Genomic DNA, 11,237 nt, shown 5'->3' with positions numbered 1-11,237 from the left:
TAATGCCGGCGTCCGACAGTATCGTCCCGCGTATAACCGCCGATGAACGGCCATTGACGTAATGCCAACCCAGGAGGGGGCAACCGCATCGTCAGGCGCACCAAGGCCGGTTCTTGTGGGCTCGAACCTTTGCCATGTGAGGATCCAGGTCAACTTGGCGGAAGGGATTTATCCTGCCTGCGTATCGCTCGCAGCCGATTTGACGGCCATCTACCGATGGCGGAAACCTGAATTGATTTGCACCATGTGCCCTAAATTGACCGCGATGACAGGGCCGAAGTTCCGCGGGCGGCGATAAGGATTGCGCACATCCGGCGCGCGGCCTGGCGCAGATTTAACCGTCCCGCCCGCAAGTCACGCACAACACAATCCGTCAGACGTTCCAGCCGTTCGACGTCACGCGGCGCAATCCGAGAGAAAGCAACGACGTAAATAGCCAGAACAAGATGATGCAAGACGGTGGCCGGGGCATCTGCCCGGTGAACGAGCTTCAGTGCGGCGATGATCTGCGGCCGCCATTCAGCCACACGCGTATCCGAAGCAAGCCGCCTCGGCTTGACCACGGACTCGCCATTGTTCAATACACCCTGGGCCACTTGTTTCACATGTCATTCAGCGCCACGCCATAACCCGCACGACGCCTCGCACAACGTCGGGAAGCGGCCCCATTCATGGGGCCAATAAGTTAATTTCGCACTAACCATTGCCGGCAATATGTCCCGCGCCCGGCCATTGTGACCTTGATGTCACCGTCGTAAGCCAGAGGAAACGCCTGGAGCACATTCCGAATAGTGTGACGCACTTTCAGAATGAAATGGCTCTTAAAACAAAATCTTAAAGCGGCGACCCTATTCTGCCGCATGGAAACGATCCCTATTTTGTGTCGTGTTCTGCCGACCGCTTCCACTCGAACAGGTCCCGCCCTAGCTGGCCAATTTTTCCACAGTGGATTTGACATGTTCGGATGCCGTCACCACGTCGCCGAACACCTGTGACATGCGCCCAATCGTCTCTTCGATCGCGCGCACCGCATTGACGGCTTCATGCATATTGCCCGAGATCTCATTCGTCACGGCGCTTTGCTGCTCGATCGCGGAAGCCACTGCCGCAACACTGTCCATCACCTGATTCATGCTGGATGTGATTTCGTCCAGTGCGGACACGACTTCACGCGTCACGGTTTGCATGGTGGTGATTTCTTTGGAGATGGTTTGCGTCGAATGCGCCGCTTGATTGGCCAGATTCTTGACCTCAGTCGCCACGACCGCAAAGCCTCGCCCGGCTTCACCGGCACGGGCCGACTCGATGGTGGCATTCAAGGCCAGCAAATTGATCTGGGACGCTATGCCCTGGATCATCCCAACGATGCTCGACATCGCATCCGCCGACCGGTTGAGATTCTCCGCCGAAACGTTAGCACTGGCGGCAGAACCCGAAACAGTTGCGACGCCGTGACGCGCCGCATTCATGCTGTTGGCGATCTCCTCGATGCTGGCGGCGAGTTCCTCTGACGCCGCGGCGACAGAATTAACGATGGCCCCGGTCTGCACCGATGCACTGGAAACTTCCGACGACATCTGGGTCGCCCCCGACATCTGCTGCACAACGGTCCGCAGTTCGGTATCGGCTTGCCGACTCAAATTGGCGTTCTCGATGCGCCGCTTCACCATATCCGTCACATCGGTCGCAAACTTGACGACCTTGACGATCGCGCCCGTGTCATCGGCAATGGGGTTGTAGGTCGCCTGAATATAGACCTCCCGGCCGCCCTTCCCGATGCGCTTGTACTCCGCGGCCTGATATTGACCGGCGGCCAGGGCCTGCCAGAAGCGGGCATAGTCCGCGCTGCCGGCGAAAGCCGGATCGCAGAACATAGAATGGTGTTTCCCGGTTACCTCGGCCAGTTGATAGCCAAGCACTTTCAGGAAGCTGGCGTTCGCAGTGACAACATCCCCTTTCGGCGTGAACTCGATCACCGCCTGAGACTTGTCCAGCGCGTCCATCTTGCCCTTAGCATCAATGGCCGCTATCTTCGCGTCCGTAACGTCGGAAGCGAACTTGATCACCTTCACGACCCTGCCGGCGCCATCACGAACGGGGTTATAGCTGGCCTGGAGCCAGACGGGTCGGCCGCCTTTGACAAACCGTTTGAATTCGCCGGTGGAAAATCTCCCGGCGGCCAGATCACTCCAGAAGCGCCGATAGTCCGCACTATCAACATAAGCCGGGTCACAGAACTGACGATGATGGCCGCCTTTCAACTCCGCAAGCGTGTAGCCGACGGCCTTCAGGAAATTTTCATTGGCGGTAAGAATATCGCCCTTGGGTGTGAACTCAATCACCGCCATTGAGGCATTGAGTGCCTCGACAAGGCCTCTGTTGTCGTTCGTAAGCCCAAACATGGTCACCCCGGTCGTGAAGAGTCGCCGGTCAGCTAAGCCGGTACAGTTAGCAGTCCGTTATCCGATATTGGAGCCAAAGAGTTAATCAGTCGATAATCAGAGTGGTTTTGCTGAACGGCCTTATGGCAGTCCCCGAGGAACATTTACGCGATGAGCTTACGCCGCATGGCTTCCGCAACGGCATCCGTTCGCGCCCTTGCACCCAACTTTTTTGCGGCCGACTTACTGTAAGAGTAGATCGTCTCGGTCGTGTAACCCGTCGCTTCTTCGATTTCGCTGATGTCATACCCGTTAGCGAAGTGACCGAGGCAGAGCAATTCCCCCGCCGAAAGCCCCATGTGGCTATTCATGTCCGACAGGAATTTATCGGACAGTTCTGCATGAACCACGCGCGTCGCCATTTCGAGTATGAACGTCTCGTTGTCGCTAAACGGCGATGACCGGCAAAACGTGACACCGCCATAGCGTTCGTCGCCGTTAAAGAAGCCAACCACGGTCCGCGTCGTAATCCCGTACTCCCGTTCCAGCGCGCGTATTCTCGGGATACCCGTTCCCGTAAGAGCATCAGGCTCCAGATCGTGCCAGCTTCCCCAGGGATTTACCGGCGTCACCAAAAAGGACAACGGATCATGAGGATAGAGCTTTTCGGCAAGAAACTTACGAATGAAATCTTCCGGCATGTCTGTGGCGAGCATGACGCCGCGCCCGACCCCGAGACCAAAGGGCGCCATGCCTGACATGGCGAAAAAGTCGAAGGGTACGATCCGCCGCAAAGCTTGAATGTTGGGATGATCCGCATTGGCGCGACCAAATTGACGGGCCATCACTTCAACATAGGCCTGTTCGACAGGATCAACGATTCGCCTGGATCGGTAACTGGGCATCGGATTCCGATTCGCTATCAATGTAAGCGCCCAACTTACCTAATGTCAGTTCGCAGTTCTCGCAAAAAACGAGGTGAACTGACAGTCTCTGTGAACATGGCGCAATTGATTTATTCTGCATCGGTTGCGGCCGATTTGGCCGCCAACTTTCGAGGCGGAATGATAAATCAATTACGCCATGCCCCCCCCGGGGACGCCTGCTATTTCGACGGCTTTTTGGCTTCGAAGAACAGCATAAAACGAGCGAGCGGACGCTTGAAGGCAAACAGATAGGTGACATGGAGCGCAACGATCAGCATCAGCAGATTGCCGGACACTTCATGCACCTCGCCCAGCCACCCACTGTCGCGACCATGGCCCCATTACCGTCTTCCGGCTCCCCTCGTTCATCGTCGACATCGTCCCGCTCGGAGATCGCAGTGACCGTTGCTGAGGTGGTGCCGGGCGACACAAGCCGCGTGAGTGTGCGGCCTTAGTCCATGGCCACCCCTGTCCCAGTCACCGTGAGAAGGCAGGCGGCTATGGCGAGAAGCAGGGTATGGCTGATCGCGGGGTGCGTGGCCAGGTTGTTGAGCTTAAGGCCCTCAAAATGCGGATAAAAGCGCATCAGTCCCAACTGATGCGCGCCCGACAGGGCCAAGCCCAGCCTAATCAGCAAAACAGCAACGACGCCATAACCCAGCCAACTATGGATGCGCCCCCAGTCCGTTGCAAAAAACGCCGCGCATACAAACGCCGCCAACAGGGCGTGATAGGTCCGAAGCTGGTTCATAGCTGTCATGGTAGATCCTCGACTTCGCCCGCCCCCGGACTCGCCCGTGAATCCCTGACTAGAACCAAGCGCATGCCTCGCTATTGATTCACATCAATACGGCGAAAGCCTTGATGTAAAACTTACGCGTGAGGAAGCCGATGACCACGATATCATTATAGATGCACACGCCCCTTACCGCGTCAGATAGTCCCGCATCAAGGTCCGGGCGCGGTGCAGGCGCGCCTTGACCGCCTCGCGGCTTGCCCCAAGCCTTGTCGAAATCTCATCGATGGTCAGCTCTTCAATATCGCGCAACAACAGCACCTCGCGATAGTTCTGCGGCAGGGACTCGATCCCACTGGCCAGATCGAGCCGCAGGTCCGCATCTGGTCGGGCCACCGCCGCCACCTCCAACAGCGCGTCATCGGACACCGTCATATGCGCTGCCTTTGCCAGTCTGAGGCAGGTTCGCCGCACGATGGTAAACAGCCACCCCCAGAACGCGGCGGCCTGACGGATCGCCGGCGCCTTGCGATACAGAACCCACAAGGTTTCCTGCACGGCATCCTCGGCATCCGAAGCCGTCCGGCAACTGCGGCGGGCATAGCGGCGAAGATCCGGCTGGCAGGCCACAATCAGGGACAGGATGGCCTCGCGGTCGCCTGTCATGGCGGCGGTCGTAGCACCGGCCGGCCGGCTATCCACACGCATATCAGTGGTCCTTCCGCACGGGCTTGCGCCCCACCAGAGCGCACATCGGGCAGAAGCCGACAACGCCCGTCAAGGCGATGCCTGCGCCCGCCGCAACCGCCGCATATTTCCAGATCAAGCCATCGATCAGCAAAAAGCCGGCCACGGCAGCAGCCAGGCCCAAGGCGATACGCAGCACGCTTTCCCAGGCAAAGAGGTTCTTTTGATACAGCACGGTCATCTCCTGTGTGTGATGGCCCGATCGCCGGACCACCCCTACAAGTGGCGCAAACCGAGCAAAACGGTTCGCACAGAGGCAAATTAAGTGTTCCGGACCAAATGCGCCGCTCCAGGAACTGCAGCTATCCTTCAAATCTCCTACATAAAGCCACACCCCGGACGGAGGACACGGCCCAGCAAAAAGGCCCCGGATCGCTCCGGGGCCCTTCATCATTTCAAACCGTTCAGGTCTTAATTGACCGCGACCGGAACCTGGTTGCGCTCGATGGTCAGGGCGATCAGCTTGTCCCAGGCCAGTAGCGAGTTCAGGTGGGCGTAAATGTGCGTCAGAGCGCCGTTGTCGCGCAGTTCCGCCAGCTTTTCCGGCGACAGTTCGTTCAGAACCTTGTCGTCGATGGCGAAATATTCAGCGATCTTCTGCGGCTCACCCGGGGTGCCGTCCGGATTTTGCGGGCGGTAAAGGGTTTCGCGCGGCGACAGCAGGTTCAGTTCACGCAGCAGACCGACAAAGCTCTCGGTGCGGCGGCGCTCGGTTTCGAAGTCCGAGCAGAATTGCATGGCGTTTTCGACGTACGGCGTGGCCTTGCCGTTTTCGAAGAAGGGCACGTCGGGGTTCGACGACTTGACCATCGGCGCAGCCGTATCGACGCACAGGATCATGCGCTCCTGGCCTTCGTCATTGGCGAAGACGAACGGATAGCGACGGGCAAAGGCCGGCAGGTAGCTGTCCGACTTGAAGATGCCTTCCGGCGACACGAAGACGTTCTGGCCGGCCGACAGGCCCATAGCCGCCACCGGCATATAGTTTTCGCCGATGAAAACGATCGGATAGCTCAGCGACGCGGCCGGAAATTCCGACACGGTCAACGGCACGACATTGGTTTCGGCCACGAAGCTGTGCGGCGACGGGATCGCGCTGATGCCCAGCGCCCCGTGAATGTCCGGATTCAGCGGTTCGGGCGACTTATAGAAGAGGACGTTTCCGGTCAGGGTGGCGTCGTTGTTTTGTTGTTCGGCCATGATTACCAAAGAGGCTGGGTGGAAAAAATGAGCCTCGCTTCTAGCCTAAGCAATTGCCATCGGCAAGTCGCGTCACACAATAAGCGAATCCGTCGCGATTTTGTGTATCGGCCAGCCTCATGCTAAAAAGTGGATTGCCACTTTTTGGATCAACATGAGGCGTCAACATCCTCGAAAAGCGTATCGGAATGGCTCAAAAACTCCACGCAAGCCCCATCCGCACGTTCCGCCCCGGCGCCACGACCAAGTCCTTGGTGGCCGACGTCGCCTCACGGATTTCAGCGTCTCCCAGGTTTCTGACCTCTCCGAACACCGTCACGCCCGATGCAAACCGGTAGGAACTGAACAGGTTGACCATGACATAGCCCTGCGTCGGCAGTTCCAGTTCGGCCAGCCGCGTTGTGCGGTCGGCCACCGAACGCACCTCCAGGTGCGACGCCCAGCCACCGCCTTCGCTGGTCAGGCGCGCGCTCACCGCCGATGGCGGAATACGGGCGATGGGGCCCAGATCGGTATCGCCTCGGACGAAATCATAGGAAGCCTCCAGCCGCACCGCCTGCCCTTTCCACCCGAACAGCCCGGCGCTGGCCTCCAGCTCGAAGCCCCACAGATCGGCATCGGTCTGGACATACTGAAACACGGGCAACCCGTCCGCTTCGTCACCCGTCGGGCGCAGATCGATAAAGTTGTCGAAACGGCTGGCATAGAGATGGCCATCGATGGCGAAGCGGTTGTGGCGGTCGACCGTAATATGCCCGGTCAGTTCCAGCGACTGGCCGACTTCGGTGTCGAACCCGGCATCTCCCACCACAAACTGCCCCGTCCCGGCGTGCGGCCCCTCGGCCAGCAGTTCCACGTCCGATGGCGCGCGCTCGGACCGCGTCAGGCTGATCCCGGCAAAAGCATGGTCTGACGGCCGGTAAAACCCGCCGACCGAGCCCGACATCGTGTTGAAATCGCGATCGAAACCCGCGGCCGACAACGCCGTCCGGTCAAACCGCACGCCGCCTTCCAGCCCCCAGACATCCTTGTCGTAGCGATACTTGGTGAAGATGCCCGTCTGACGGCTCTGGGTGGACGGCAGGAACGCCTCGTCACCAAAGGCTTCGAAGTCGCGCTCCAGCCCCGCCACGCCGATCACGCCGCTCAATCCATTGGCCTCATCGCGGATCAGCGCCACACGGTACTCGCTGCCGCCTGACACAAACCGCGTCCCGGCCTCGCCCCCCTCGAACTCGGTATGCTCATAGTCGGTATGGCCGGCATCGGCCGTCAACCGGTTGAAGCCTGCGAGACTGAGATTGAACTCCGAGCGGACATCATAGCGCGTCTGGTCCAGCCCAATGGTCACCGGCCCCTCCGCGTCCTCACCTTCATGGCTGTGGCCCGGCACGCCGTACGCCATCTCCGTCTGTTTGATGGCCAGACCGGCAAAGCCGAAATCACCGATCCACGACGCCCCCGCGCCCCAGGTCGTCAGTTCGCTGGCCGAATTCGTCTGCACCTCGCCCGTATCCGGCGCTTCACCTTCGCTGTCGGTCAGGTAACGCGACTCCGGCCCCACCGGCGTGTCATAATCTTCGGTCTTGCGGTGCGACAGGTCGAACGCAAAGACCAGCGGCCCCTTCCCCGCCTTGGCGGAGGCGCCCAACTGTTTGCCGTCATCGACCGACGACAGCTGCGCCGTCACCCGGCCGTCGACGCCATCGCTCGCCGGCGAGGTCGGGATGCGGTCGTCGATGACATTGATCACCCCGCCGATGGCATTCCCGCCATAGGCCAGGGCCGACGGCCCGCGCAGGATCTCGATCCGCTTGGCTTCCAGCGGATCCGAGCCGACGGCATGATCGGGCGACAGCGCCGACACATCGACTGCGCCCAGACCGTTGTTGAGCACCAGCACCCTGTAGGTATCCAGCCCTCGGATCACCGGACGGCTGGCGCCCGGTGCAAAGCTGGACGACCGTACGCCCGGCATATAGGCCAGGGCATCGCCCAGCCCCTGGGCGGGCTTCTGGTCCAGCTCCGTGCGCGTGACGACATCGACGTGCGACGTCATGGCGTCCTTGGTGACGCGATAGCCGTTGCCGGTGATGATCACCTCTTGCGGTTCATCGCCGTGATCCTGCGCGACGGCGCCGGACGCCAGGGCCAGAACGGACAGGCTGGTCAAGAGAAGGGTACGAATGTGCATGGCGGCCTCAAATGCTGCGATGCACATCTGTTATGTAATAACATCCAATCCGTCAAGCGGATTTGTTATAATATTACAGACGCGTCAATACGTCTGCATTCCTTCCCCCTCCCCATTTCATGGGGAGGGGGACCCCGAAGGGGTGGAGGGGTAGTCTTGCTATCAGCGACAGGTCCGCTGAATCCCGCCGGATTGGCCCAATCAGCTCACGCGTGCCAGTAATCCGGCGCAACCGTCATCAGCCTTAAACCGTCCTCATCCTCTTCGAGATCGAACAGCGGCAGGCTTTCCAGCACCCCGCGAATCCCCTCCAGCGACGCCGGTTTGACGATATAGCCGACGGCGCCCAACAGCCGGGCGTGGCTGCGGTCGAGATCGTGGGTAGAGCCGGTGCACATGATGGCCGGCGTCCGGCGCAGGCTGACATGGCCGCGGATGTGGTCCAGCAGCACAAAACCGTCATGCTGCGGCATATTAATGTCCAGCAGCACCAGGTCGATCGGCTGAGCCCGGGCATGAGCGCGCAGCATGATGTCCAGCGCCTCATCGCTGGACTGCGCCGTCACCAGCTCGCATCCCAGACCCGAACGGCCCAGAAGGCACCGCTTGGCCAGGAGCAGGTCGCCGCGCGAGTCGTCGACCAGCAGAACGCGGGCCGGCCGCAAGGGACTGGCGCGTTTGGCGAAACCGGCCGCCGGATGAAAACTCGGCATGGCTTGCCTCACCGAATAGGAAAGATCATCTCCCATGGGTTCCTCCACTTATTTTGTTTTAAGTCCGGCCGACGGCGGCATTCTTCCGTCTCGTGGATGGCCGGGACAACTTGTTTTAGCCGCAACCTTTGATATACATTTAACAAAAGGTTAACGCCAACTCAACTCACCGCTTCAGTTCTTAATTTTTTAAGTCGTTTTATTCAGGGTTTCATCCTGTGCTTTATGATGATGGTATATCAAAAGCAAAATCCGGCAATATACTTTCGCGTGATTACGCACATGCGTTCGGTCCGACAATTGACAACCGTCTTATTACAGAAAAATGGGCCCTTCAGTTCATAAATTTGTCATAAGAATTCGCCGCCAACTGTCCCGACTGATGTTACCGTTAACATAACGCAGTTACCGCAATGTCAGCGCTGTCAATTCACTCGCGCACCGGTATAGTTTGCCGTCGGTTGCATAAAGGCCTGAGTCATCCTACCTTCAGCAGCATGAGTCACGCCTGCGCCCACCACGATCATCCTCACGCCCTTGCGGCCGATACGAAGGCCTCGCGCCTGGCCGAAGCCGAGGCTTTGTGCACCGACGCCGGAGAGCGCATGACCTCGTCGCGCCTGCGCACCTACGAACTGATTCTGGAGGCCAGCGGCCCGATCAAGGCCTATGACGTCATCGACCGCTTCCACCCCGAAGGCGCCGCCAAACCGCCGACGGTCTACCGCGCCCTCAGCTTCCTCGAACAGATGGGCCTGATCCACCGCATCGAAAGCCTGAACGCCTTCGTCGCCTGCCATACCCGCGACCACGCCCATACGGCCGGCTTCCTTCTTTGCGAATGCTGCGGCCAGAGTGTCGAGATCGCCATCCCCAATACGGCCGACATCGAAGCCAGCGCCGCCCGCTCGCATTTTCAGATCAAGCACATCACTCTGGAAGCGCGCGGCCTGTGCGGCGCTTGCCGCGGCCACGCCTGAAAAGTCACACAAGCCGGGCAACATCGGTTATCCACGGCAAACGTTTTCATATACGCTTGCAACCATATTGCACCGCACCTATAGCAGGAGCAGAGTTCATTCCGCGTATCCGTGCTCCTGACCCCAACCCTACGGTCGCGCCACCATGTCCGCCGCCACACTCCAGATGCTCGACAAGACGTCGCTGCACACCATCCTGAACCTCCATACCTGGTTCAAGATGGGCAGGGCTGGCGGCCGACTGGCCAATTTCAGCTATATCGACCTCACCGACATGAAGCTGGAAGGCATCGACCTGTCCGACGCCATCTTGACCGGCGCACGTCTGTACGGTGCCTCTTTGCGCGACGCCAACTTCACCCGCGCTAACCTGTTCGGCTGCGATCTGCGCAATGCCGACCTGCGCTTCGCCCGACTGGACCGGGCCGACCTGCGCGGCGCCTGCCTGCGCGGCGCCAATCTGACGGCGGCATCACTGATCGGGGCCGACCTGCGCGAAGGCCAGATTGCCTTCAAGGATGGCGAACGCGGCCTGCGCCTGATGCGGCACGAAAAGCGACCGGGCGAACTCGACTACGCCATCCTCAGCGGCGCCGACCTGTCGGGCGCCCGCATGACCGGCACCATGGCCATGTCGACCGACTTTCGCAACGCCAACCTGGCCGGCGCCATCATGTCTCAGGCCCGCCTGCGTAACGCCCATATGGACGGCGCCGTCCTCACCGGTGCCGACCTGTCGTCGGCCGATGTTACCGGCGCCTCGATGCGCGGCGCGATCATGGTCGAAACCAAGCTGTCCGGCGTCGATCTGAAATCCGCCGACACCACTGGCGTACTCAACGAACCCATCAGCGTCTTCATCGACGACCAGCCCCTGGACGAGATCCTGGCGACCCACGAAGCCTGGGTGAAGACCGGCGGCGCTTCGGGCGCGCGCCAAACAGTCTCCGGCGCCGATTTCCGCCTCGTGCGCAACCTGATCCGACGCCACCTGACGACCCTCGACGCTGACAGTTCATGCTTCTACGGCCTCGACATGGAAGGCGTGCAGCTTCAGGGCGCCAATCTGATCAATGCCGACTTCCGCCGCTGCAATCTGAGAGGCGCGGATCTGCGCGGCGCCCGCCTGATCGGGGCGCAGCTGACCCATGCCTGTCTGGAAGGCGCCAAGCTGGGCCCCTTGGATCTGGGGGGCGGCCGGCTCATGCGTTCGGACCTGTCGCGCGCGGTGCTGGCCTATGCCGATCTGCGCGGCGCCGACCTGACCCGCGCACGCATGCTGGAAACCGACACCGACCACGTCCGGGACAAGGGCGCCAACTATACGCTGGTCGAGCGCTAATACCAGCCAACGACGATC

The 11,237-nt window shown here is 60.2% G+C and carries 10 protein-coding genes; 2 read left to right on the top strand and 8 right to left on the bottom strand.

Annotation, left to right across the window (positions count from 1 at the left end; genetic code table 11):
- Positions 1 to 923: 923 nt before the first annotated feature.
- The 8 genes from ABI_RS08255 to ABI_RS08220 form a co-directional block, all read right to left on the bottom strand.
- Positions 924 to 2,402 (bottom strand): methyl-accepting chemotaxis protein, encoded by a 1,479-nt coding sequence (locus tag ABI_RS08255; protein WP_040308708.1) that lies wholly within the window; start codon positions 2,400 to 2,402, stop codon positions 924 to 926.
- A gap of 143 nt (positions 2,403 to 2,545) precedes the next feature.
- Complete coding sequence (locus ABI_RS08250) at positions 2,546 to 3,226, bottom strand: helix-turn-helix transcriptional regulator (protein ID WP_245531312.1); 681 nt, start codon at positions 3,224 to 3,226, stop codon at positions 2,546 to 2,548.
- A gap of 532 nt (positions 3,227 to 3,758) precedes the next feature.
- Complete coding sequence (locus ABI_RS08245) at positions 3,759 to 4,067, bottom strand: hypothetical protein (RefSeq protein WP_006272459.1); 309 nt, start codon at positions 4,065 to 4,067, stop codon at positions 3,759 to 3,761.
- Positions 4,068 to 4,232: 165 nt separating this feature from the next.
- Positions 4,233 to 4,751 carry an RNA polymerase sigma factor gene (locus tag ABI_RS08240; protein ID WP_050808226.1) on the bottom strand — a complete coding sequence of 173 codons (519 nt, stop codon included), beginning with the start codon at positions 4,749 to 4,751 and terminating at the stop codon, positions 4,233 to 4,235.
- Between the two features lies 1 nt (position 4,752).
- On the bottom strand, positions 4,753 to 4,965 hold the full coding sequence (locus ABI_RS08235) for a YgaP-like transmembrane domain (protein ID WP_040309063.1): 213 nt from the start codon (positions 4,963 to 4,965) through the stop codon (positions 4,753 to 4,755).
- A 236-nt stretch (positions 4,966 to 5,201) separates the two neighbouring features.
- A complete protein-coding gene (locus ABI_RS08230) occupies positions 5,202 to 5,990 on the bottom strand; it encodes a SapC family protein (RefSeq protein WP_006272456.1) in 789 nt (262 codons plus the stop codon).
- A gap of 193 nt (positions 5,991 to 6,183) precedes the next feature.
- Positions 6,184 to 8,184: a TonB-dependent receptor domain-containing protein gene (locus tag ABI_RS08225; RefSeq protein ID WP_040309062.1), complete on the bottom strand. Its 2,001-nt coding sequence runs from the start codon at positions 8,182 to 8,184 to the stop codon at positions 6,184 to 6,186.
- A 206-nt stretch (positions 8,185 to 8,390) separates the two neighbouring features.
- On the bottom strand, positions 8,391 to 8,933 hold the full coding sequence (locus ABI_RS08220) for a response regulator (protein WP_006272452.1): 543 nt from the start codon (positions 8,931 to 8,933) through the stop codon (positions 8,391 to 8,393).
- 461 nt (positions 8,934 to 9,394) lie between these two features.
- Here ABI_RS08220 and ABI_RS08215 point away from each other — a divergent pair, with 461 nt between their 5' ends.
- The gene (locus ABI_RS08215) at positions 9,395 to 9,877 is read left to right on the top strand and encodes a Fur family transcriptional regulator (RefSeq protein ID WP_006272451.1); all 483 of its coding nucleotides are present in this window, start codon (positions 9,395 to 9,397) and stop codon (positions 9,875 to 9,877) included.
- Between the two features lie 145 nt (positions 9,878 to 10,022).
- On the top strand, positions 10,023 to 11,219 hold the full coding sequence (locus tag ABI_RS08210) for a pentapeptide repeat-containing protein (protein ID WP_040308707.1): 1,197 nt from the start codon (positions 10,023 to 10,025) through the stop codon (positions 11,217 to 11,219).
- Positions 11,220 to 11,237: the final 18 nt, after the last annotated feature.

The organism is Asticcacaulis biprosthecium C19 (genome assembly GCF_000204015.1).
In the GTDB taxonomy this organism is placed as follows: domain Bacteria; phylum Pseudomonadota; class Alphaproteobacteria; order Caulobacterales; family Caulobacteraceae; genus Asticcacaulis; species Asticcacaulis biprosthecius.
This window is presented reverse-complemented; position numbering and strand designations above follow the sequence as displayed.

What these genes read in the sequence shown, in the direction of transcription:
- ABI_RS08215 (WP_006272451.1), top strand. Translation starts at nt 9,395, where the DNA reads ATGAGTCACGCCTGCGCCCACCACGATCATCCTCACGCCCTTGCGGCC.
- ABI_RS08230 (WP_006272456.1), bottom strand. Translation starts at nt 5,990, where the DNA reads ATGGCCGAACAACAAAACAACGACGCCACCCTGACCGGAAACGTCCTC.
- ABI_RS08255 (WP_040308708.1), bottom strand. Translation starts at nt 2,402, where the DNA reads ATGTTTGGGCTTACGAACGACAACAGAGGCCTTGTCGAGGCACTCAAT.
- ABI_RS08220 (WP_006272452.1), bottom strand. Translation starts at nt 8,933, where the DNA reads ATGGGAGATGATCTTTCCTATTCGGTGAGGCAAGCCATGCCGAGTTTT.
- ABI_RS08245 (WP_006272459.1), bottom strand. Translation starts at nt 4,067, where the DNA reads ATGACAGCTATGAACCAGCTTCGGACCTATCACGCCCTGTTGGCGGCG.
- ABI_RS08240 (WP_050808226.1), bottom strand. Translation starts at nt 4,751, where the DNA reads ATGCGTGTGGATAGCCGGCCGGCCGGTGCTACGACCGCCGCCATGACA.
- ABI_RS08250 (WP_245531312.1), bottom strand. Translation starts at nt 3,226, where the DNA reads ATGGCCCGTCAATTTGGTCGCGCCAATGCGGATCATCCCAACATTCAA.
- ABI_RS08225 (WP_040309062.1), bottom strand. Translation starts at nt 8,184, where the DNA reads ATGCACATTCGTACCCTTCTCTTGACCAGCCTGTCCGTTCTGGCCCTG.
- ABI_RS08210 (WP_040308707.1), top strand. Translation starts at nt 10,023, where the DNA reads ATGTCCGCCGCCACACTCCAGATGCTCGACAAGACGTCGCTGCACACC.